The 23,298-nt window shown below is 73.0% G+C and carries 15 protein-coding genes; 11 read left to right on the top strand and 4 right to left on the bottom strand.

The genetic code is table 11. The annotated features are described in order from the left end of the window. Window positions 1–5: 5 nt before the first annotated feature. Window positions 6–209 carry a hypothetical protein gene (locus tag ABEB28_RS09660; protein WP_345727642.1) on the top strand — a complete coding sequence of 68 codons (204 nt, stop codon included), beginning with the start codon at window positions 6–8 and terminating at the stop codon, window positions 207–209. A 140-nt stretch (window positions 210–349) separates the two neighbouring features. Then, a complete protein-coding gene (locus tag ABEB28_RS09655; protein WP_345727641.1) occupies window positions 350–2,140 on the top strand; it encodes an endonuclease/exonuclease/phosphatase family protein in 1,791 nt (596 codons plus the stop codon). Here ABEB28_RS09655 and ABEB28_RS09650 read toward each other — a convergent pair. Beyond that, the gene (locus tag ABEB28_RS09650) at window positions 2,133–3,179 is read right to left on the bottom strand and encodes a saccharopine dehydrogenase NADP-binding domain-containing protein (protein WP_345727640.1); all 1,047 of its coding nucleotides are present in this window, start codon (window positions 3,177–3,179) and stop codon (window positions 2,133–2,135) included. The two genes, ABEB28_RS09655 and ABEB28_RS09650, sit on opposite strands and share 8 nt — an antisense overlap. Window positions 3,180–3,363: 184 nt before the next feature. On the opposite strand from ABEB28_RS09650, the gene ABEB28_RS09645 reads away from it, so the two are divergent. The 5 genes from ABEB28_RS09645 to ABEB28_RS09625 all read left to right on the top strand — a co-directional run bounded on the left by ABEB28_RS09645 (window position 3,364) and on the right by ABEB28_RS09625 (window position 9,784). Beyond that, a complete protein-coding gene (locus ABEB28_RS09645) occupies window positions 3,364–5,664 on the top strand; it encodes a putative bifunctional diguanylate cyclase/phosphodiesterase (RefSeq protein WP_345727639.1) in 2,301 nt (766 codons plus the stop codon). Window positions 5,665–5,740: 76 nt separating this feature from the next. Then, complete coding sequence (locus ABEB28_RS09640) at window positions 5,741–6,094, top strand: ArsR/SmtB family transcription factor (RefSeq protein WP_345727638.1); 354 nt, start codon at window positions 5,741–5,743, stop codon at window positions 6,092–6,094. Further along, window positions 6,087–6,569: an SRPBCC family protein gene (locus ABEB28_RS09635; protein ID WP_345727637.1), complete on the top strand. Its 483-nt coding sequence runs from the start codon at window positions 6,087–6,089 to the stop codon at window positions 6,567–6,569. The genes ABEB28_RS09640 and ABEB28_RS09635 overlap by 8 nt, the downstream gene beginning before the upstream one ends. A 38-nt stretch (window positions 6,570–6,607) precedes the next feature. After that, window positions 6,608–7,468: a TIGR03620 family F420-dependent LLM class oxidoreductase gene (locus tag ABEB28_RS09630; protein ID WP_345727636.1), complete on the top strand. Its 861-nt coding sequence runs from the start codon at window positions 6,608–6,610 to the stop codon at window positions 7,466–7,468. A 111-nt stretch (window positions 7,469–7,579) separates the two neighbouring features. Continuing rightward, window positions 7,580–9,784: a molybdopterin-dependent oxidoreductase gene (locus ABEB28_RS09625; RefSeq protein ID WP_345727635.1), complete on the top strand. Its 2,205-nt coding sequence runs from the start codon at window positions 7,580–7,582 to the stop codon at window positions 9,782–9,784. Window positions 9,785–9,787: 3 nt separating this feature from the next. Here ABEB28_RS09625 and ABEB28_RS09620 read toward each other — a convergent pair whose 3' ends face one another. Beyond that, window positions 9,788–15,613: a diguanylate cyclase gene (locus tag ABEB28_RS09620; RefSeq protein ID WP_345727634.1), complete on the bottom strand. Its 5,826-nt coding sequence runs from the start codon at window positions 15,611–15,613 to the stop codon at window positions 9,788–9,790. Between the two features lie 193 nt (window positions 15,614–15,806). Between ABEB28_RS09620 and ABEB28_RS09615 the strand changes: the two genes are divergently transcribed. Beyond that, a complete protein-coding gene (locus tag ABEB28_RS09615) occupies window positions 15,807–17,621 on the top strand; it encodes a substrate-binding domain-containing protein (protein ID WP_345727633.1) in 1,815 nt (604 codons plus the stop codon). Between the two features lie 64 nt (window positions 17,622–17,685). Here the strand turns inward: ABEB28_RS09615 and ABEB28_RS09610 are convergent, their stop codons facing one another. Continuing rightward, complete coding sequence (locus ABEB28_RS09610; RefSeq protein ID WP_345727632.1) at window positions 17,686–17,826, bottom strand: hypothetical protein; 141 nt, start codon at window positions 17,824–17,826, stop codon at window positions 17,686–17,688. Window positions 17,827–17,964: 138 nt separating this feature from the next. Between ABEB28_RS09610 and ABEB28_RS09605 the strand changes: the two genes are divergently transcribed. After that, window positions 17,965–19,089 carry a winged helix DNA-binding domain-containing protein gene (locus ABEB28_RS09605; protein WP_345727631.1) on the top strand — a complete coding sequence of 375 codons (1,125 nt, stop codon included), beginning with the start codon at window positions 17,965–17,967 and terminating at the stop codon, window positions 19,087–19,089. 22 nt (window positions 19,090–19,111) lie between these two features. Here the strand turns inward: ABEB28_RS09605 and ABEB28_RS09600 are convergent, their stop codons facing one another. Then, entirely contained in the window at window positions 19,112–20,053 is a 942-nt protein-coding gene (locus ABEB28_RS09600; RefSeq protein ID WP_345727630.1) for an exopolyphosphatase, read from the bottom strand. Between the two features lie 615 nt (window positions 20,054–20,668). On the opposite strand from ABEB28_RS09600, the gene ABEB28_RS09595 reads away from it, so the two are divergent. Continuing rightward, window positions 20,669–22,375, top strand: a complete 1,707-nt coding sequence (locus tag ABEB28_RS09595) for a cutinase family protein (RefSeq protein ID WP_345727629.1) — start codon at window positions 20,669–20,671, stop codon at window positions 22,373–22,375. Between the two features lie 113 nt (window positions 22,376–22,488). Beyond that, a complete protein-coding gene (locus tag ABEB28_RS09590; protein ID WP_345727628.1) occupies window positions 22,489–22,962 on the top strand; it encodes a hypothetical protein in 474 nt (157 codons plus the stop codon). The last annotated feature ends 336 nt before the right edge of the window (window positions 22,963–23,298 follow it).

The following is a 23,298-nucleotide window of genomic DNA, read 5'->3' as shown; positions in this document are numbered from 1 at the left end:
GCGTGATGACCGGAACCGGCGAGTCTCCTGGCCCACTCGGCCCGCTCCGCGACGACGAACTCGACGCGGACCTGACGCCCGAGCAGCTGGCCGCCGAGCAGGCTGCGGCCCGGGAGGCCTTGCGACGCCTGCACGTCCCGGTGGACGGCGTCTGCGACTGGTGCGGGCAGCCGTTCCCCTGTCCGGACTTCAGCGGTGGGGGCCGCTGAGTCCGGACCGGGGGCCCGCCCGCTGCACTGGTGCGGCGGATCGGGTCGGAGTTCTCCGATGTGTCATCCGTGGTTCGGCTGCTCCGGTACGGCCGTTATGGCCTAATACTCCCGATGGCCCACGACGATCGGGGAACTTCATGGTGCGACGGGTGACCGTGGCGGCGACCGGCCTCCTACTGGTCGGCGGGGTCCTGGCCAGTGCACCGGCGCAGGCCGCCACCGCGGTGCGGATCCACGACGTACAGGGCGCCGCGCACGTTTCGCCGCTGCGCGGGCAGGTGGTGAGCGTCCCCGGGATCGTGACTGCGCGCGCGTCCAACGGGTTCTACCTGCAGGATCCGCAGCCGGACCGGGACTCCCGGACGTCCGAGGCCGTGCTGGTCTACACCGGCTCGGCCCCGGCCGTCGCGGTCGGCGACGCGGTGACCGTCGAGGGGACGGTGACCGAGTTCCGCCCCGGTGGGGCCGACGGCACCGCGAACCTGGCCACGACCCAGATCAGCACGCCGACCGTCACCGTCACCTCGTCCGGGAATCCGCTGCCGGCCCCGACCGTCCTCGGTGCCGGTGGTCGGCGGCCTCCGACGACCGTCGTCGAGAACGACGCGAACGGCGACGTCGAAGCCGGGGGCAGGTTCGATCCGGCCTCCGACGGCCTGGACTTCTACGAGTCGCTGGAGGCGATGCGCGTCCAGGTGAACGACGCGGTCGCGGTCGGGCCGACGAACTCGTTCAACGAGCTGCCGGTGCTCGCCGACCGCGGTCGCGGTGCCGGCCCTCGCAGCGTCCGCGGTGGCATCGTGCTGCGGCCGGACGACGCGAACCCCGAGCGGGTGATCCTCGACGACGGCCTCGGCTTCGCACCGCCGAAGGTCGACGTGGGCGCGGCCGCGACCGGGCCCGCGGTCGGCGTGGTCAGCTACGGCTTCGGCAACGTGAAGGTGGTGCTGACGGCCGCCGCGGCGTTCAGTGGAACCCGTTCGCCGGAGACCACCCGTGCCGACACCAGGGCCGAGCTCTCGGTGGCCACGTTCAACGTCGAGAACCTCGATCCGAGCGATCCACCGGCGAAGTTCGCGCGGCTGGCGTCGATCATCGTGGGCAACCTCCGCGCGCCGGACGTCGTCGCCCTGGAAGAGGTGCAGGACAACAACGGCGCGACGAACGACGGGACGGTCGCGGCCGACCGGACCTACGCCACGCTGATCGCGGCGATCGCCGCGGCCGGCGGGCCGACCTACGCGTACCGGCAGATCGACCCGGTGAACAACCAGGACGGCGGCGAGCCCGGTGGCAACATCCGGGTCGGGTTCCTCTACGCCGCGAGCCGAGGTGTGTCGCCCGCGCCCGCCCCGGCCGGGGACGCCACGAGCCCGGTCACGGTGACCGAGAACGGGCACCTCTCGCTCAACCCGGGCCGGATCGCACCGGCCGACGCCGCCTGGGCGGACAGCAGGAAGCCGCTGGCCGGCGAGTTCACCTACCGTGGCCGCTCGGTGTTCGTGATCGCCAACCACTTCGTCTCGAAGGGCGGTGACCAGCCGCTCTTCGGCCGGTACCAGCCGCCGGCGCAGCCCTCGGCGACCAAGCGGGTGGCCCAGGCCACGCTCGTGAACGGGTTCGTCAAGCGGCTGCTGGCGGCCGATCCGCAGGCGCTGGTTGCGGTCGTCGGTGACCTCAACGACTTCGAGTTCTCCCGGACCGTCCAGACGGTGGCCGGGCGGCAGCTGGTCGACCTGCCCGCGACGCTGCCGGTCGGGGAGCGCTACACCTACGTCTACGACGGCAACTCGCAGGTGCTCGACCACATCCTGATCTCCCGCGCGGCGGCCCGGTCGTACTCCTACGACATCGTCCACGTCAACGCGGAGTACACCGACCAGGCGAGCGACCACGACCCGCAGCTCGTCCGGCTACGGGTCAGTTGACCGTCAGCACGAACGCGCCGAGCTCCTCGAGGCGCCGCAGGAACGGATCGGCCGGGAAGACCTCGGCCGGGCTGCACACGCCGGATTTCGGGCCGGGGTGCGCGCCGGTCGAGGGCCCGTCCAGGGCCAGGTCGAGCGCGCCCTCGACCGAGGCGACCGCCGCCGCCCACCAGAGGTCGTGCCCGGTGAGGTGCGCGGAGCGGCTGGTGCCGCCGGTGCGGACGTCGACCGCGACCGTGAACGCAGTTCGCGCCCGCTCCGCCGCGTCGACGTGTTCGCTGGTGAAGGCCTCCGGTTCGGCGAACGTGCCGGCGGTGAGCAGCACCTCGACGTCGCGCGTCGGGACGTGGCGGGGGATCGTGACCGCATCGCCGGTCGGGAACGGGCCGATCATCTCCCTGCTGCCCAGCGGCGGGGGGAACACGAACTCGGTCGTGTAGGTGGGGTGCGGTCCGATCCGCTGCGTTCCGCCGGTGAACGTGATCCGCTCGACCTCGTTGATCAGCTGGTCGGCGGTGTCGCGGGCACCGGTGGTCAGGCGCCAGCCGCTCACCGCGTATCCGACCGTGACCTTCTCGACGGACGGACGCCCCCGGGTGGCGGCGGCAGCCAGGAGGTCACCGAACCCGCCGTAGAAGCTCAGCCCCGGACAGACCAGGACGCCGGCCCGCTCTGCCGCCGTGCCGAACGCGTCGAACAACGTCTTGACGTAGCGGGCCTCGACCGCGTGGTCGACGTAGTGGGTACCGGCATCGATCGCAGCGGCGACCACCGGAGCGCCGGTACGCGAGTACGGGCCGGCGCAGTGGATGAGCACCGGAGCGCTGCTGGCGAAGGCGCGTAAGGCGGCTCGGTCCGTCAGTGCGGCCGGGCGGACCGTCACCCGGTCGCCCTCGCCGAGTTCCGCGGCGAGCGCGATCAGCCCGGTGGCGTCGCGCCCGCCGAGGACGACCGGGTGACCACGGGCCAAAATTTCGGTCGCGACGAGGCGGCCGGTGTGGCCGGTCGCACCGTAGATGGCGATCGGTGCTGCGGACATGGATTCTCCTCGTCGTTCGAACGCGTGTTCGAAGTAACGCTACGCCAATCCTGCGACTTCGAGAAGTCACTGTTTACCTCACCCGACGTCAGCGGGGGCCGATCAGCTCAGATCCGTCTCGCTCCGGACGAACGTCGGAGAGAAGGGGCCCGCCCCGGTGCCCGGAGTCGGACGGAGGCCGCGCGTGGCCGATCGCTCCGTCCTCGCCCTGATCTCTCGGGTCGCTCTGTCGGTCTGCGGGCTGCTCGCGGCGGCCCTCGCGGTCAACCTCTGCTGGGGTTTGGCGGGTCGAGCCGAGGCTTCGCCGCTCCGGCTCTGGTCACCGTGGGCGCTGCTCGAGATCTCGCTCCTGGTCAGCACGGTCGTAGTCGTCCTGCGCTGCGTACTCGTGCGGGCCCAGCGGGCGGCGTGGATGCTGGTCGCTGCCGCTGCTGCCGCCTACGGAGTCGGCTACGTCGTCTGGGATCGCCTGATCGCAGCCGGCAGTCCGCTCCCGAGCTTCTCGCTCGCCGACGCCTTCTGGCTGCCCGGACTGCCGCTGATCGGCGTCGCGGTGTGGCTGCTCGCCCGGCCGCTGGTCGGTGGCGTCGGAGTCGCCGGGATCTGGGACGCGATCGTCGCCGGGACGCTGAGCGCGGCGGTGATGGCGCTGCTGCTCGGACGTGAGGTGTTGACCTGGGCCGGGGGACCGCTCGACGCGGTGGTCACGCTCGGCTATCCGGCGCTGACGATGATCCTGGTCGGAATGCTGGGCTCGGTCCTCGCGCTCGCCCGGTGGCGCCTCGATCGGAGCTGGGCGTTGCTCGGTCTCAGCGTGCTCCTGATGGCGTTCGCCAATGCGCTGGTCAGCCGCCTGCTCGCGACCGGCGCGGAAGGCGTCGAGCTGGTGGACCAGGTTTACGGCGTCGCCGGTACGGCGCTCGCCGCCGCGGCGTGGCACAGGTCCCGGCGGCTGTCCGCCCGCCCGCTCGACCTGTGGGCGATCGTCGCCCCGCTGCTGTGTGCCGCGGCCGCGGTGCTGATCCTGGTGGCGGTGGCGGCGACCGAGCAGCCACCGGTGGCCGCCGTCCTCGCCGCGCTCTCCGTGCTGGCCGCGTTGACCCGCGTCGGACTCAGCGTTCGGCAATTGCTCGACGCCGGCGAGCAGCACCGCCTGGCGATCACCGACGAACTGACCGGGCTCTACAACCGCCGCGGGTTCCTGCGCGGGGTCGAGGAGGCGTTGGCCTCCGGCGAGCACCGGACCCGGGCGATCCTGCTGCTCGACCTCGACCGGTTCAAGGAGGTCAACGACGGGCTCGGCCACCAGATCGGCGACCAGCTGCTCGCCGTGCTCGCACCACGCCTCGCCGCGGCTCTCGACGCGGACGACCTGCTCGCGCGCCTCGGTGGCGACGAGTTCGCGGTGCTCACCAGTGCGGCGACGGCCGCCGATGCGGACCGGGCGGTGCACGGGTTGGCCGAGCGGTTGCTGGCCGCGGTCCGGAAGCCGCTTCCGGTCGGCGGAATCGCGGTGCCGATGGACGTCAGCATCGGGGTCGCGGTCGAGGGGGACGCCCCGGCTGCCGGGACCGTCGGCGAGCGGACGCTCGAGCTCCTCCGGTGCGCGGACACCGCGATGTACCGCGCGAAGGGGGAGCGGTTGGGGTGGGTCCGGTACGACACGATCGGCCCGGATCTGCAGCGTGACTCGCTGGAGCGCGCCGCTGAGTTGCGGAGCCTGCTGATCGGGGCGGGCGTGGGCGCGTACGGGCGCCTGGAACTGCACTTCCAGGCGCTGGTGGCCACGTCGGTGACGGCGCCGGCCCGGGTGGAGGCGCTGGTGCGGTGGCGGCACCCGGTGCACGGGTTGATCGCACCGGACCAGTTCCTCGGGCTCGCCGAGCGGACCGGGTTGACTCCGTACCTCACCCGCCAGGTCCTCGCGATGGCTCTGAACCAGGCCGCGGAGTGGCGGGCGAGCGGATCGGACGTCGAGGTGTCGGTGAACCTGTCGGCCTCCGACCTCTGCCACCCCACCATCGTCGAGGAGATCCTGGACGGACTCGCGGTGCGCGCCCTGCCGCCGTCGGCGCTGACCGTCGAGATCACCGAGCAGGTCGCGATGGGTGACCTCGACACCGGGCGGGACGTTCTCGCGCTGCTGCGGAGGGCCGGCGTCGGGGTCGCGATCGACGACTTCGGCACCGGGTACTCGGCGCTCTCCTACCTGCAGCGGCTGCCCGCCACGGAGCTCAAGCTCGACCGGTCGCTGACCGGGAAGCTCGCCGACGATCCGGCTGCCGCGGCGATCGCGCGCGCGTGCATCGAGCTGGCGCACACCCTTGGCCTGGAGGTCGTGGCCGAAGGTGTGGAGACCCCCGACCAGGCCCGGGCGCTGGTGGCGGCCGGAGCCGACCGGCTGCAGGGGTGGCTGTTCGGAAAGCCGCAGCCCGGCGGGGCGGAGCCGCCCGCCACCACGTTCCCGTTGGTCGCCGCGCGCTGAGACCCGCAGAGGGCTTGACAGCGGAGGAGTGCGCCTCCATTCTTAACCTGTCGGTTCTAGAACAAGGTGGTTATGAATGGCGGTCGACCAGCTCAGTCTCGTTTTCAGCGCGTTGGCCGACCCGACGCGCCGGGCGATCCTCGCGCGCCTCGCGGCCAGCGGCGACGCCACCGTCGCGGAGCTGACCGGGCCGTTCGCCATGTCGCAGCCGGCGATCTCGAAGCACCTCAAGGTTCTGGAGAACGCCGGTCTGATCTCCCGCACCCGGCGGGCGACCGCTCGCCTCAGCCACCTGGAGGCGGAACCGTTGCGTGAAGCGACCGATTGGCTGGCCGAGTACCGGCGCTTTTGGGAGGTCAGCCACGCACGACTCGACGAACTGCTCGCCGAACTCCAGCAATCCCCGACGAACGGAGAGAACGATGGCTAAGACCGAGATCACGGCCGAGCCGGGCACCGCCCAGGTCACCGTGACCCGCGAATTCGAAGCTCCGCGCGACCTGGTGTTCCGCGCCTACACCGACCCCGACCTCATTCCCCGCTGGCTCGGCCCGCGCGACCTGACGACGACGATCACCGAGTACGACGTCCGGGACGGCGGCCGGTACCGGTACATCCACACCGATGCGGACGGCAACGAGTACGCGTTCCGCGGCGTCTTCCACGGCACGCCCACCCCGGAACTCACGGTGCAGACGTTCGAGTTCGAGGGCATGCCCGGTCACATCGCCCTGGACGCCGTGACGATGGTCGAGCAGGACGGCCGCACGCTGGTCCGTACGCTCTCCAGCTTCCAGTCGGTCGAAGACCGCGACGGCATCGTCGAGTCCGGAATGGAGACGGGCATCCGCGACTCCGACGAGCGGCTCGAGGCTCTGCTGGTCGAGCTGCAGGGCGCTGCGTAGCGGCTGCCGAACTCTCACTCGGTCGTAGTGTGGGCGGCATGGCACAACGACTCGTGAGCGTGTGGCAACCGTTCTTCCTCGCCGGCAAGGACCCGGACGCCGTCCTCGACGCGGCCGTCGAACTCGAAGAGCTGGGCTACCACCGGCTCTGGTTCTCCGGCGGCTTCGACCCCGGCGTCCCGGCCCGATTCCGGGAGATCCTCGACGGGACGAAGCGTCTCGGCGTCGCCCCGGGCATCCTCAGCATCTGGCACGCGAACCCGGCGGACGCCGCGGCGTTCACCCGGGCCGCGGAGCAGGATCATCCCGGTCGGTTCCTGCTCGGGCTCGGCGCGAGCCACGCCGTGCTGGTGGACAACACCGGCGGCCAGTACCGCAAGCCGTACTCGCGGATGGTCGAGTACCTCGACGCGCTCGACGCCGCGGGCATCGCACCGGAGCAGCGCGTCCTCGCTGCGCTCGGCCCGCGCATGCTGGAGCTCTCCCGTGACCGGGCCCGGGGAGCGCACCCGTACTTCGTCCCGGCCGAACACACCGAACAGGCCCGTGCGGCGCTCGGGTCCGAGGCGCTGCTCGCGCCCGAGGTAGCGGTCGTTCTCGAGGCGGACGCCGATCGGGCGCGCGCCGTCGCGCGGGAGTACACGACCGGGTACCTGACGCTGCCGAACTACACGAACAACCTGCGGCGTCTCGGGTGGACGGACGAGGACCTGGCCGGCGGCGGCAGCGACCGGCTCGTCGACGCGCTGATCCCGTGGGGCACTCCCGCGCAGGTCGCGGAGGGGATCGAGAAGCACTTCCGGGCCGGCGCCGACGAGGTCACGATCCAGGTTCTCGGCGTCGACGCGAAGACGTTCCCCGCCGACGCGTTCCGCGCCCTGGCCGCTGCGCTCGGCTAGCTCCGACGGCCGTGGCATCGGCGGTTTCGCCGGTTTCCCGGGAACTCGCCGGTACCGCACGGCGAGGCGGGCCACACTGGGGCGAAGCGACCCGACGTCGAGGAGCGCCTCGTGACCCGCACCGCGTACCGGACCTGTCCGCTTTGCGAAGCCGTCTGCGGCCTCGAGATCACGCTCTCCGGGAGGGACGTCGTCCGGGTTCGCGGCGACCGGGACGACGTCTTCAGCCGCGGCTTCCTCTGCCCGAAGGGGGCGACGCTCGGCGACCTCGACCAGGATCCCGACCGCCTGACCGAGCCCCTTCTCCGCCGGGACGGCGTGCTGACGCCGGTCTCCTGGGACGAGGCGTTCGCCGCGGTGGAGGCCGGGCTCAGCCGGGTGATCGCGGAGCACGGTCGGGAGTCGATCGGGCTGTACTTCGGGAACCCCAACGCGCACACCCTCGGCGGCGGGCTCTACCTCGGGCCGCTGCGCAAGGCGATCGGCACCCGCAACGTCTACAGCGCGGCCAGCGTCGACCAGCTGCCGAAGCACGTCTCGGCCGGGCTGATGTTCGGCGACCCGACCGCGATCCCGGTGCCCGACCTCGACCGCACCGACTACCTGCTGATGCTCGGCGCCAACCCGCTCGAGTCCAACGGCAGCCTCTGCACCGCACCGGACTTCCCCGGCCGCCTCAAGGCGCTGCGGGCCCGCGGCGGACAGCTCGTCGTCGTCGACCCGCGGCGCACCCGCACCGCCGGGATCGCCGACCGGCACCTGTTCATCCGCCCGGGTACCGACCCCTACCTGCTACTCGGCATCGTGCACACGTTGTTCGCCGAGAACCTGGTGACCGACCTGGACGACCGGTTCACCGGCGTCGACGAGCTCCGCGTCCTGGCCGAGGAGTTCTCGCCGGCGGCGATGGCGTCGGTCTGCGGTGTTCCGGCGGAGGAGATCGAGACGCTGGCCCGCGAACTCGCCGGGGCGCCCACCGCGGTCGTCTACGGCCGGATCGGCACGTCCACGGCCGAGTTCGGCACGCTGACCAGCTGGCTCGTCGACGTGATCACTGCGCTGACCGGCAACCTCGACCGTCCCGGCGGCGGCATGTTCGGCATGCCGCCGCACGGCCGCACCCGCTGGCGCAAGCCGTTCACGACCGGCCGCTGGCGCAGCCGGGTCCGCGACCTGCCGGAGGCCATCGGCGAGCTGCCGGTCGCGACCCTCGCCGACGAGATCCGGACGCCCGGCGAGGGCCAGGTGCGTGCGCTGGTCACGGTGGCGGGCAACCCCGTGCTCTCCACTCCGGACGGGCCGGGGCTGGACGCCGCGCTCGGCACGCTCGACTTCATGCTCAGCGTCGACCCGTACCTGAACGCGACCACCCGGCACGCCGACGTGATCCTCCCGCCGCCGCGGATCCTGGAAGCCGGCCACTACGACGTCGCGCTGCTCGGGTTCGCGGTGCGGCGGGTGGCGCGGTACTCACCACCGGTGCTGGATCTCCCGGCCGGACGCCCGAGCGAGGCACAGATCCTGGCGAAGCTCGCGCTGATCGCTGCCGGGCAGGGCGCCGGGGCCGACCCGGAGCTGCTCGACGAGGGAATCATCGGCGGGACGCTCGCCCGAGCCGTCGCCGACCCGTCGTCACCGGTGCACGGAGGCGACCCGGCCGTGCTGGCGAAGGAGCTGACCGGTGCCGGCGGTGCCGAACGGCGGTTGGACCTGATGCTGCGGCTCGGCACCTACGGTGACGGGTTCGGTGCACAGCCCGGCGGGCTCTCGCTGCAGCGGCTGCTGGACGCTCCGCACGGCCTCGACCTGGGGCCGCTGGAGCCGACGCTCGATGCGCTGCTGGCCACCGCGTCCGGCAAGGTCGAGCTGGCGCCCGCGCCGATCGTCGCCGACCTGTCCCGGCTCCGCGCCGGCGCCGACGTGCGACGAGACGGGTTCGTGCTGGTGGGACGGCGGAACCTCCGCACGAACAACAGCTGGTCGCACAACGTCCCCACGCTCGCGGGTGGCTCGAACCGGTGCACGCTGCAGATGAACCCGGAGGACGCATCCCGGCTCGGGCTCGCCGCCGGCCAGGAGGTACGGGTGCGGTCGCGCGTCGGCACGGTCGCGACCGTGCTGGAGCCGAGCGCGACGATCATGCCGGGGGTGGTGAGCCTGCCGCACGGGTTCGGACACGGCCTGCCCGGTACCCGGCAGCGGGTCGCCGAGCAGACCGCGGGCGTCAACGCGAACACGCTCACCGACCCGGAACTGATCGACGTGCTGAGCGGCACCGCGGTACTCAACGGCATCCCGGTGGAGGTCGTCGGTTAGCCCTCAGCCGACGTGGACGCGGTTCCGGCCGGCGTGTTTCGCGAGGTAGAGACAGCGGTCCGCGCGCCCGAGCAGCATGCTGATCACCGCGTCCGGATCCGGGTCGGTGTCCAGGTCGGCGTCGCGCAGGTAGGTGACGCCGAGGCTGATCGTCACCCACAGCGGCCCAGCCGACGTCGGCACGGGTTCCTCGGCCACCGCGGTCCGCAGGTCCTCCGCGACCCGCGCCGCTTCGACCGGCCCGGCGCGGAGCAGCAGCGCGAACTCCTCCCCGCCGTAGCGGCCGAGCAGCCCCAGCCCGCGCCCGTTCTGCCGTAGGCGACCGGCCACCACCTGGATCACCTCGTCACCGACCTGGTGGCCGTAGACGTCGTTGACCCGCTTGAAGTGGTCGATGTCGATCATCATCGCTGCGACCGGCCACCTGGCGGCGCGGTCCCGGCGGCTCACCGCGACGTCGTGGCTGGCCAGCTCGAAAAAGTGCCTGCGGTTGGCGACGCCGGTCAGCCCGTCGATCGTCGCCAGCCGCCGGACCTCGGCGTAGAGCCGGGCGTTCTCGTACGCGACCATGCCCTGGCCGACCAGCGCGCCGGCGATCTCCGCGACACCGTCGTCGTAGTCGTCGGGTGATCCGGTCGCGAACAGCAGGACGCCGAGCCGTTCCTCCCGGGCCACCAGCGGCAGCGCCAGCCAGCAGCGGGCGTCCGGCAGCGCGTCGGTGACCAGCCGTGGGGCGTCGACCCGGCTCACCACCGGCTCGGCGGTCTCCAGCAGGCGCGCCAGCCGGGCGTCGGCGTCCATCGCGACCGGGTGGGAGCCGGTCGGGATGGCCAGGCCGTCGCCGGGGTCGTCCAGTTCGTCCGCGGCGACCGCGGCGAAGATGCCGGCCAGGTCGTCGGTGCGGTGGTGACGTCCGGTACGCGTCGCGGCCCGTACCCAGACCAGCGGCGGCTCCGGACCGGCCTGCACCAGCCAGCCGCTGTCCCCACCGACGACGCCGAACACCACCGTGAGCAGCCGCCGCAGCACCTGCTCCGGCGTCGGCTCGAGGATGCCGGTGATCGCCGCCAGCGCGTCCCGCAGCGTCTCGGCGAGGTCTCGCTGCCGGTTCGCGGCCCCGACGGCGACCTCCAGCTGCGCGGCGCGTGCGGTCTCCAGCGCCACCGCCACGTGGCTGGTGATCGCGGTCAGCACCCCCACGTCGTCGGCGGTGAAGATGCCCTTGGCGACCCGGCTGTCCAGGTAGACGACGCCGAGCAGCCGGCCGTCGAGCAGGATCGGCGCGACCATGATGCTGCGCAGGCCGTGCAGGACGACGCTCTCCGCACCGAGCGCCGCGCCCTCCTCGGTGCCGGTCACGACCGTCGCCGTCCGGGTCTGCCAGACCCGGTCGACCAGGGTCGCGCTGTAGCCGGTCAGCGTGCCGAGATCGGTGCGGGCCGCGTCTCGTCCGCCGTGCGGGCGCAGCTGACCCGTGTCGTCGACCAGGAAGAGGAAGGCTCGTTCCGCGCCGAGGATCCGGATCGTCTCGTCCAGCGCCACCGCGGCCACCCGGGCCGGGTCGAGCACCCGGGACGCGGCCAGTCCCACCTGCTGGATCGCGTCCAGCCGCTGCCGGTACAGACTCACCGCGACGCCGTCGCTCGACCGTGCCTGGTGCAGCGTCACCCGGGACGCGCCGTCCAGCCCGAACTCGGCCGCGAGCTGACGGGCCCGGTGCGGCCACCGCTGCTCGACGGCGAGCGCGAGCGCGTACCTGGCTTGCCGGTCGCGCTCCCCGTCCACTCCCTGCACCCCGAGAGCACGCGCCCGCACCCGGGCGGCCTCGAACGCCACCAGCGGGGCGTCCACGGTCCGCAGCACCGGCTCGGCCGCGTTCAGCATCCGCACCGCGCGGTCGGGTTGCCCTTCCGCCAAGACCAGCCCGGCGTGCGCCACCCGGTGATGCGCCCGCAACATCGGGGTGTTGGCGACCATCCGGAGCGCCCGGACCGCCGCCCGAGCCTGGGCCAGCCGCCGCGCGCGATCGCCCGGAGCAGCGACCCGAACCTGCTCGATCCGCCCGTACGCCTGGTACACGTACAGTCCGCGGTGGATCGGGATCAGCGCCCACCAGGGCACTCCCGTCTTCTCCAACGCGGCGACGGCGGCGTCGAACGCCGGGCCGCAGTCGCCCTGCTCGACCTCGGCCAGCATCTCCACGTACGAGAGGTCGACCCGCTCCCAGCGCGTCTGGCCGCCGGCGGACCGGACCCGAGCCAGCTGGGCGGCGGCCTCCGCTGGTCGTCCCTGCAACGCCAGCAGCCCGATGTGGCAGGCGTGCACGGTGGTGCCCAGTGCACCGTCGCTGGCGTCGACCAGGGCTCGGCGGCGGGCGAACACCTCTTCCGCACCGGCGACGTCACCGCGCAGCAGCGTGTCCCAGCACAGCACCGACAGCAGGTCGATCCGGCGTCCGGCGTCGAGCCAGCGGGCGCGGTCGGCGAGCACCACACGGATCCGCTCGCCCTGGTCGAAGCCGAAGAAGTGCTGGTCCAGCGCGTCCAGCCAGTCGACGTACGCGGTCAGCTGGGAATCTCCCACCTCCGCGGCGGTGCGGTGGGCGCGTCGGGTCAGCCAGCGGCCGTACCCCCGCAGCCCCACGAGGTAGGCCAGGTGGGCTGCGGCCATGCCCATCCGCACGCTCTCCGGACCACGTCCGATCCGCGCGGTCAGGTACACCCGCCGCAGCGTCAGGGCGAGCGCCACGGTGGGGCGTAACTGCCGGGCGTAGGCCAGCGCCCCGGCGTCGTACAACTCGGTGAGCAGGCAGTACAGCTCACGCTGCGGTTCGGTGACGGTGCCGTGGCCGATCCGGGTCACCATGATCAGCGCACCGACCACGACCTGCCACAACGTCGTGACCACCAGTACGAACGGGTTGTTCGGCAGCGGCCGGCCCAGCTCGGCCAGCGCCTCGTCGACCGCCCGGGCCTGCTGGTCGGTCGCCCAGGTGCTGTCGTGGACCTGCGCGGTCAGCGCGAGCAGCCGGGCGCGCTCCAGCGGATCGTCGGTGCGGTCACGCGCCGCCTCCAGGGTGGCCAGCGCCTCCCGGAACCGGCCGGTGCGGTGCTGGGCGCGGCCGAGCGCCTGCAGGAAGGCGGCGTCGGTGATGATGCCGGACCGGGTCGCGGCCGCGGCGGCCCGCTGCAGGAACCCGACCGCCTCGGCCGGTGCCTGCTCGGTCAGCGCCAGCCGCCCGGCCGCCGCGCACGCCGCGAACAGGGCGGGGTTGGGCCGGCCGTCGTCGGCGAGCTGCCGGTGCCGGGCCAGCGCGTAGACCGTGGCCGGCGAGGCCTGGCCGGAGGCGGCCTGGTTCGCGAGGACGTCGGCGATGCGGGCGTGGACGCTGCGCAGCGTCGCCGCGTCGAACTGGGCGAGCAGGGCTTCCCGGATCCGGTCGTGCAGGAACTGGAAGTTGTCGCCGTCCCGGCGCTCCAGCAGGTGACGCCACGCGGCGGCGCTGGCGACCTCGATCGCGCGCCGCCGGGCGATGCGGCCGACCTCGGCGACCATGCCGGGGTCGAAGTGCGGGCCGAGGGCGGCGGCCAGCCCGAGTAACTGGCGGCTCTCCGGGTCCAGGCCTCGGAGGCGGTCGAGGACCAGCGCAACCGCGTCCACCGGCAACTCGACGTCGTGCAGCAGATCGGAGTCGATCTGCCAGGTGCCCCAGGACGGCCGCGCCAGCCCGGCGTCGACGATCGCGGTGAGGAACTGCAGCAGCGTGAACGGGTTGCCGTCGCTGCGGGCGGCCAGCCCCGCCGCGGCGGTGGCGCTGATCCGGATACCGCCGGTCACGCCGCGGACCAGCTCCGCGACCGCGTCCGCCTTCAACGGCTCGAGGCGGACGGTGAGGTCGAGTGCCGAGCCCAGCGCGGTCCGTGCGGCGTCCAGCCCGGACACGTCGTCGGGGCCGTCGCGCGCGGTGGCGAGCACGAGCACCGGGGCGGCAGGGAGTTCGTCGGCCAGTTGGCGCAGCACCCGGCCGGTCGCGTCGTCCATCCAGTGCAGGTCGTCGAGGTGCAGAACCAGACCGCCGGTCGCCCTGGCCAGGCCGGCGAGGAACCCGGCGACCGCGCCGGGCAGCGGCTGATCGCGGTCGTCCACGACCGGTGGCGCCGTGTCCAGCAGGGCTCCCAGCCGCGGGGACAGGCCGTGCAGCAGCGCCGCCGCCGGGCCGGCCGCCGCGGTCAGGTCGACGGCGGCGGTGACCCGACGGGCCGGGGGAAGCGCCAGGATCTCGGCCACGTACCGGTCGAGCGCCGCGCGGAGCGGGGCCAGCGGCACCGAGGAGTCGGCGTCGCACTTGCCGTAGAGCACCAGCCCGCGGTTGGCGGTGACGGCGGCGGTGAGCTCCGCGGTCAACCGGCTCTTGCCGCTGCCGGGTGGGCCGGTGACCAGTACGGCGCCCCCGGCCGGCTGGGGACCGGCCGACGGGGATCCAGCCGACGGGGAACCGGGCGACGGGGAACCAGGCGACGGGGTGCCGGCCGACTGGGGGCCGGCCGCCGCGTCGCGGACCCGTTGCCAGCGGGCGGCCAGGGCGCCGAGCTCGGCATCACGGCCGACCAGCGGCGGCTCGGCCTTCCCGGTGGTCGGCCGGTCGGCGGCGCCGAGTGGGAAATGACCCTCGCCGGACGCCAGCCGGCGGAGGTCGGCGACCAGGCCGTCTCCGCTCTGGTACCGATCGTCGGGATCCTTGGCCAGCAGTTTCGAGATCACGCCGCCGAGCGCGGGCGGCAGGTCGCGGCGGGCGGCCAGCGGATCCGGGGCCGGCACGGTGGCGTGCATCCGCAGCAGCGAGCCGACGTCGTCGGAGTCGAACGGCGGCGCACCGGTCGCGCACTCGAACAGCACGGCGCCGAGCGCGTAGAGGTCCGCCCGGCCGTCCACCGGGCGGTTGAGCATCCCGGACTGCTCGGGCGCGCAGTAGAGCATCGTGCCGGCGACGGTGCCGTCCGGCGGCGCCCCGAGCCGGGACGCCATGCCGAAGTCGATCACCCGCGCCTGCGGCGCGCCGTGCCCGACGCCGGTCTGGACGACGATGTTTTCCGGCTTGATGTCGCGGTGGACCAACCCGGCGCGGTGGGCGGCGGCCAGCGCGTCCGCCACGTCGATGCCGATCGCGAGCAGCGTGCCGACGCCGAGCGGACCCTCGGCGAGGACGTCGGTCAGCCGGACGCCCGCGACCAGATCCATCACCAGGTACGGCCGCCCGTCCGCGGTGCCGACCTCGTGTACCCGCGCCAGCCCCGGGTGCGCGATGCACGCCAGCAGCGCGGCCTCCCGGCGGAAGGCGCGCTCGGCGGCGTCCGCCGTGACACCGCCCTCGGCGCCGTCCGGCCCGACCGCCGCGGCGTCGTCGGACAGGCGTTCCCGCGCCACCTTCATCGCGTACACGCCGTCGCCGCGGCGGACCCGGTAGACGACGGTCCGGCTGCCGCGGCCGAGCTCGCCGAGGACCTCGTAACCGGCCGACGCCTGGGCGGCCTTGGCGGCGGCGGCGGTCCGGGCGTCCGGCACGGTGGGCGTCGGCCGAGGGGGCGCGGGCCGCATCGGCGGGACGGTCGCCGTCGTCTGGCGGGGCACCGCGTCCCGCGGAGGGCCGGTGACTGGTTCCCCGGGAGCGGACGTCTCCGGGCGGGGCCGGGTCCGGAACGGGGCCCGGGTCACCACCGGGGTCGGGGGTTCGGCGGTCGGCACAGCGGGCCCGCTGGGCGTTCCGGCGACCGCGCGGAGCCGGTCCAGACCCAGGAGGACGCCCGCGTCGTCGTGGCGGTCGAGCGACACCCCACGCTCCCGATTGCTCACTGTTGGCGGTCGGAGCCTACCGACTCCGTGGCGATCCAGGAGTTACAGACGATGAAGTTGGCCCTGTTTCTTGCGCTGGTCGACGCCTGATCCGATGCCGGCGCCGTCCGGGCGGGAACTGGCAGGCCACGCGCTGGCCGGGGCGGAGAGCCATCCGGTACCTTCCGTGCTCATGGCGCGTGGTCGGCACCGTACCGCGGCGGTACTCCGGCAGCAGGCATCCGCCTCCGCGGCCTCCGGCCCGCACGCCCGCCGCTGGTGGCTGCGGCCCTGGACCGCCGCGATCGTGGTCGTCGTCCTGGTCGCGGGCGCGCTGACCGCCGGCTACCTGTTCCGCTCCGACACGTGCACCGGCGACGAGGTCGTGCTCTCCGTCGTCACCTCCCCGGATCAGCAGGACGTCGTCCGGGAACTGGCCTACGCGTGGGAGGCGGACGAGCGCCGGATCGACGGGAAGTGCGGAGCGATCCTGGTCCGCGGCCAGGAGTCGGCCGCCGTCGGCCAGTCGCTGACGCCGACCCAGAACGGGGCGGCACCCGCCACCCGGGTCGACGTCTGGATGCCGGATTCGTCGACCTGGATCACCAACGCCGCCGCCCGGCCCGGCATGGCGCGCCTGTTCGCCTACGACCGCCCCAGCATCGCGACCTCGCCGATCGTGATGGCCCTGCCCCGCCCGATGGCGGACGCGCTGGGCTGGCCGAACACGCCGGTGTCGTGGACCGGGCTCGGGCTGCAGCGGATCAACGGCCGGACGTGGAGCGACTTCGGCCACCCGGAGTGGGGCACGCTACGGCTCGGCGTCGGTGACCCGCGGCAGTCCACGACGGCGCTCGGCACGCTGCTGTCGGTGGTCGACGCCGACGCCGACAACCAGGTGGGGCAGACCGAGCTGCACAACGCGTTGCTGCTCGCCCGCGCCGCGACCGTGGACCAGCCGACGTCCGCCGCGTTCCTCGCCCGGTTGCGCGGCATTCCGGACGAGGCGGCGCTGCTCGCCGAGGCCGGTCCGTTCCCCGCCACCGAGCAGCAGGTCGCGGCGTACGACAACGGCAACCCGGTGGTGCCGCTGACCGCCGTGCAGCCGACCGAGGGGACGATCTTCGCGGACTACCCGTACGTGACGCTCGCCGCGCCGTGGGTCGACCCGGTCCGGCAGAAGATCGCGACCAGCTTCCTCGAGCTGATCCAGAGCGAGGAGGGCCGGGAGGCGTACGGCCGGGCCGGATTCCGCGACCCCGAGCGCACCACCCGGTACGCACGCGGGCTGCAGCCGGTGTACGGCATGGGTGGCCCGGTGTCGGACCGCGCCCGCGGTCTGCCGACCGACGACGGGATCACAAAGACCGTGGTGTTCTGGAGCGCTCTGCAGCGCCGGGCGAACATCCTGGCCACGATCGACACGTCCGGCTCGATGACCGACCGCGCGCCGGACGGCTCCGGCACCCGCATGCAGGTCGTCCAGGAGGCGTGCATCCGGGCGATCACGCTGTTCAGCCCGGAGTCCGGCGTCGGGCTGTGGAAGTTCGCGACGAAGGTCGACGGCGCGAAGGACTACCGGCAGCTCGTTCCGCTCGGTCCGGTCGGCGGCGCGCTGCCGGACGGGACTCCGCGCCGGGCCGCGCTGGAGAGGTCGATCCGCCGCGACCTGACGCCGAAGGGCGCGACCGGCCTCTACGACACGATGGACGCCGCGTACCGCTACGTCCAGGCGCACTGGCAACCCGGACGGCTCAACCTGCTGGTGTTGATGACCGACGGCAAGAACGAGGACGACGGCCTGACCCGGGCGCAGCTGATCCAGCGGCTGCGTCAGGCGGCTCAACCGGACCGTCCGGTGCAGGTGATCGCGATCGGCTTCGGCAGCGGCGCCGACCTCGCCGACCTGACCGCGATCACCGAAGCGGTGGGTGGGAAGGCGCACCGCGCGACCAGCGGCGCGGACATCGACCAGATCTTCCTGCGGACGCTCGTCGGCACCGACTGAGGGGATTCCGCGCGTACGGGTCAGCCGGGCGCGGGGCAGCCCCGTGCGGGTCACCGCCCGTGGGTCACCAGCCGGTGTAGTCCCAGCAGCTCGCGTGGCGCTTCCGGGAGTGCCGGCGACGGTGCTTGCGCGGCTTGTAGCACTCGTAGTCCCAGCTGTTGTTGTAGTCGTAGCCGCAGTCGCCGTGGTGCTCGTGGCCGCTCATCGCTGTCTCCTTCCGGGGTTCCGTCGAGTCCAGGGTGGCGCCGATCCGGGCCTGGCGCGGTCAGCGCGGCGACGGCCGAACTGTTCGCGCGCCGACAATCGGCGAGTTTCGTCGGTGGGGTCCTCTACGGTCGGCGCCATGAGTAGAGGGCTTTCCCGCCGCGCGTTGAATCGGGCGACGCTCGCCCGGCAGTTCCTCCTCGAGCGGGCCGACGTGCCGATCGTCGAGGCCGTGGAGCGTCTCGGTGGCCTCCAGGCCCAGACGGCGCACTCCTGGTACCTGGGGCTGGCGGCTCGGTTGTCCGGGATCACGCCGCAGGAGGTGTCGGCGCTGCTGCTCGACCGCAGCCTGGTGCGGATCGCGCTGCAGCGCGCAACGATCCACCTGGTCTCGGCGCGCGACTGCCTGGCGTGGCGCCCGGTGCTCGAGCCGCTGATCGTCCGGGGCACGCTGGGGCAGTACCGGCGCCGGCTGGACGGCGTCGACCTGGACGAACTGGGCGCCGTCGGCCGTGAGCTGCTGGCGGAGCAGCCGTTGACGTTCGCGGCGCTGGAGAAGGGCCTGGTCGAGCGCTGGCCGGGGCGCGACCCGCACGCGCTCTCGTACACGGTGCGGGCGCTGGTCCCGCTGGTCCAGGTGCCGCCACGGGGCTCGTGGGGCCCCTCCGGCCCGATCAGCGGGCCGATCGCGCACACGTCGGCGCAGTCCTGGCTCGGCGCCGATACCGAGGCCCCGGCCACTCCGGACGACCTCGTGCTCCGCTACCTCGGGGCGTTCGGCCCGGCCGGGGTGAAGGACGCCCAGATCTGGTCCGGGCTCACCCGGCTGCGGGAGGTGTTCGACCGGCTGCGTCCCGGGCTGGTCGTCCTCTCCGACGAGGAGGGGCGCGAGGTGTACGACCTGCCGGATGCGCCCCGGCCCGACCCGGACACCCCGGCTCCGATCCGGTTCCTCTACGACTTCGACAACCTGCACCTGTCCTACGCCGAGCGCACCCGGTTCCAGGTGCCGGAGACCGCCGAGGCACGGGCGCGCACGTTCACCAAGAACGGCCAGCTCCCCGGCACGATCCTCGTCGACGGCGACGTCCGCGGCGTCTGGACGCTGACCAGGGAGCGGAGCGGTACCACGCTGACCGTGCGTCCGCTGTCCGCGTGGACCGACGCGCAGACGGCGGCGATCGAGGCCGAGGGCACGAACGTGCTGGCGTTCGCGGCCGCGAACGCGCCCCGCCGCGAGCTGGTGATCGGCGCGCCGGTGTGAGAGATCAGGGCGCGCCGGGACCTCAGCTGACGACAACGGCGCGGGGTGCGCCCACAGCGGCGATGACCTCGGCGAGGACGCGGACGGCGTCGGCGTGCGGCACCTGGCACGTGCCGGCCGCGGCGTGCCCACCACCGCCGTAGCGGAGCATCACCGCACCGATGTCGGCGGGTGACGTGCGGTCGAGGACCGACTTGCCGACCGCGAGCACGGTGTTCTGCTTCTGGCGTCCCCACAGCACGTGGATCGAGATGCGGGCCTGCGGGTAGAGGGCGTAGACCATGAACCGGTTCCCGGCGTAGATCACGTCCTCGTCGCGCAGGTCGAGTACGACGACGTCGCCGTGCAGGGTGCCGACCCGCTCGAGTTGGTCGACGAAGAACTTGTGATGGGCGTTGTACAGGTCGGCCCGCTCCGCCACGTCCGGCAGGTCAAGGATGTCCTCGACGTCCGGGTACTCGATGCAGGCGTCGATGAGTCGCAGCATCAGCTGGTAGTTGGAGATCCGGAACTGGCGGAACCGGCCGAGCCCGGTGCGGCTGTCCATCAGGAAGTTGAGCAGCGTCCAGCCGGACGGGTCGAGGATCTCCTGGATGCCGTAGAGCGCTCCGTCGGAACGGTCGACCGCGGCCATCAGCTCGGGGGAGACGTCCGGGAAGCGCTCGCGCCCGCCGTAGTAGTCGTAGACGACCCGGGACGCGGACGGCGCCTCCGGGATGATGACGTGATTCGGCGCGCTGCCGCCGGTGCGCAGGGCCTCCGAGCGGTGGTGGTCGAAGACGAGGTGCGCCCTCGGCGCGTACGGCAGGTTCGTGAGGATGTCCCGCTCGGTGACTTCGACCGTGCCGTCCTGGACGTCCTTGGGGTGGACGAACGTGATCTCGTCGACGAGGTCCAGGCGGCGGAGGAGCACCGCGCACACCAGGCCGTCGAAATCGCTACGGGTCAGCAGCCGGTACTTCATGGGAGCCCTTCGGAGATGCCAGTTCTCTCAGGCCAGATCGGCAGCGGTCCGGACCGCCTGAACGTTCCCCGCGCCTGAGACCGTGAGCGAGGTCCCCGGCCAGCGCGGAAATGATGATCCTGGCAATTTCTCGTGCGGTAGAAATCAGTGGGATTTCCGTGGCTGGAATTGCTGGCGTGAATGCCGTCCGGTATTGCATTGAGTAAGGGAGCGAGGGAGTTAGCCCTCTCAGCGTCGCCTTAATAGGCGGAAATGACTGGTGCCCAGGGCGGATTTCGGGCGCGCTCATCGTCCGTACGGGCCGGTTCCGATGCGCCGAAAGGCGCTTCGGCTAGCCGACGGGACGCTCAGAGATCCGCTCCGAACGGCCGAATAGATGGTGGAGCGGGCGTGCGTCGCGGCGCCATAAGCTGCCGCGGGTCGGTTCGGCGATTCCCTGGCCAGCCGGCCCACCTCTCCGTCCGTCCGCCTACTCCCGGCTGAATTCCGTCGGACCCTTTTCCGCCTCCGGCTTCGCTTCCGGTCACACCACCGCAGAGCCACCGGTCGAGAAGTGTTCACCCACCGCGCGGTCGCTCGCGTGCGGCCGCGCCTGCGCCGAACAGGTTTGCGCCGGTGACTCCTTCCCGCACCCCCCGCTTACCGGGCTGGCTGCTCGCGCTCGTGCTGCTCCTGCCGGCGGTGGTGGGGTCCGCACCGGCGAGCGCCGAGGACGGCCGGTGCGGTGACGTGACCGTGGTCTTCGCGCGGGGCTCCGGTCAGCGGCTCGCGCAGCGGGAGAGTGCAGTCTTCTTCGCCGGGCTCTCCGTCCGGCTCGGGCCGGCGGTCCGGGCCACCGCCTACGAGCTCGGCGCGGCGACCTACGGCGGGGCCCGCTACCCGGCGGTCGGGGTCGGCGTCGACAGCAGCGACGCGTTCGAGAACCTGCTGGACGCCGGCGCGTACTGGACCGGCAACGCCGGTGGCGGCTACCGGGCCAGCGTGGCGTCCGGCGCCACCGAGCTCCGCACGTACCTGGAGCAGCGACTGCGCGACTGCCCGGAGGAGCGAGTCGTGCTCGGCGGCTACTCGCAGGGGGCACAGGTCGTCGGCGACGCGCTGCCGGCGCTGCCTCGCCGGCTCCGCGACCGGATCGTGTTCGTCGCGCTGTTCGGCGACCCGAAGCTCTCGCTGCCGGAGGGGCGTGGTGTCTTTCCGGTGGCGTGCCGGGGCCGGTCGCTCTCGCCGTGGCGGCGCGGCAACGCGAGCTGCTACACCGACAACGGCGTGCTCGACGCGCGCTCGCCGTACGTTCCACTGGAGCTGGCGCGGCGCGTCGGTTCCTGGTGCGACCGGGACGACCCGATCTGCACCAGCAACCTGGGCGACTTCGCACGCTCGACGCACGGCACGTACGCCAAGCCCGGCCGGGCGGTCGACCAGGCGGTCCGTGAGGCGGCGGCCGCGGTGCGCGACGCGCTGGGGGAGCGGGGCGAGGGCATCGACGTCACGGTCGGCACCGGGGCACCCGCGTCCGTGGCTGCTGTGCCGTGGCCCGCAGTGGCGCTGGTCGTCGACGAATACTGGACCCGCCCGGGGGAGCCGGTGACGTTCGACGCCTCGGCCTCGGCCCTGCCACCCTCCGCGGTCGCCGCCTACCGCTGGGACTTCGACGGCGACGGCACGACCGACCGCACGACGTCCGGCCCGTCCGTGGACCACGTGTACCCGGCGACCTTCGAGGGCCGGGCCCGGCTCCGAGTGGGCGCAGCGGACGGCGCCGAGCTGATGACTAGCGTCGCCGTGCACGTCGACCGATCCGGGCTCACCCGCCGACTCCCTGCCGGTCCCACCGCGGTGACGGTTCGGGCCGCGTACGGGGCGGACGGCGCGGTCGTGCGGTGGCGAGTTCCGCGCGGCACCGCGGCCGACGGTGCGGTGGACGCCTGGCGCATCCACGACGCGGATGGTCGGCTGCTCGCCCACGTCCCGGCGTCCGCGCGCCAGGCGGAGCTCGCTACCCTCCCGGACCGCAGCACCGCACTCCTGGTGGAAGCCGTGAACGAGTACGGCACCAGCGCCTCGGAGCTCGCCGCTCCGCGTGGCACGGGGTCGTCCCGGTTCGCCGCGGTCGTCCCGGCGCGTAACGTCACCGGGCCTCGGAAGGGGAACCCGAAGCGGCCGGCCGAGCAGGTCCGGGCCAGCGCCGCAGGCGCCGAGGAGCACCTCACCACCGCGCCACTGGTGATCGCCGTGGCGTTGCTCCTGGCGACTACTGGAGCGCACTGGATCTGGCTGTTCCGGGCCCTGCCGACGGCTCGCGGTCGGCACCGCCGCCGGTAAGGGCACGGATGACGAAAAACGTTGGTGCCCGCCTTGAACACCGTGAGCACTTGCGCCGTAACTAATTGAGAAGACTGACTGCGGGGAGAGGTCACGATGCGGCAGGCAACAGGATGAGCCCGGCTCGGCACGCGATCGATCAGGAGCGGCGCCACCGTGCGTGGGTGCTCGCGGCGGTGGCAGCCGTCGTCGTGGTGGTGGCCGGGGTGGTGGGTGCGGTGGCCACGCTCGGGGGCGCCGGCGATCCGGACGTGGCGGCGGCGGCGAACCGCTTTCGCCCGCTGGCCGGCTGGTGGCAGGTGGAGAACGAGGACCGCAAGGGTGCTGGTTGCCTCGACGCCGGCTGTCCGCTCTCGTTCCGGCGCTGGCAGGCGGACGACGCGCCCGATCCGGCCGACCTCCGCCGCTCGCTCGAGGTGGCGGGCTGGTCGGACCCGACGATCACCGGCACCTGCCGATCCGTCGAGGGCCGATCCGGTGTGTTCCCCCTCTGCACCGCCCAGGCGTCCAGCGACGGCATGGAGCTGACGCTCACGGTCACCGAGGTCGACTCCTACGAGATCGAGCTGACGGTCAAATCCGAGTGAGCGTCGAACCGGCCCGTCGGCGGAACCGTCAACAGATAGGGCAAGGCGGATGATTTCCGCCCGGCCGAACCGCGTCCGTCGGGAGGCGTTCATGGGCTTCACGGGTACCGTCGCGCGCACCGCAACCCCCGACGCGCGCTGCCGCTGCGTCGCCCTCCGGGTGACGTTCGGACTCCGCGCTCCCCGGCCCGCGCCTCGGCACGTCCGGTGGATACGCGGTGTTTTCCCAGCTCAGAGCCTTGACGGCGGACTGGGTGACCGGCTGCTGGCAACCGTGCCGCAACCCGTCCGCACCCTCTGACCGGCCCTCGAATCCGCGCAACCGTCCTGCTCCCG

Origin of the sequence: Cryptosporangium minutisporangium, from assembly GCF_039536245.1 — a bacterium.
Taxonomy (GTDB): domain Bacteria; phylum Actinomycetota; class Actinomycetes; order Mycobacteriales; family Cryptosporangiaceae; genus Cryptosporangium; species Cryptosporangium minutisporangium.
Note: the sequence above shows the minus strand (reverse complement) of the source record. Positions and strands in the feature narration are given on the sequence as shown.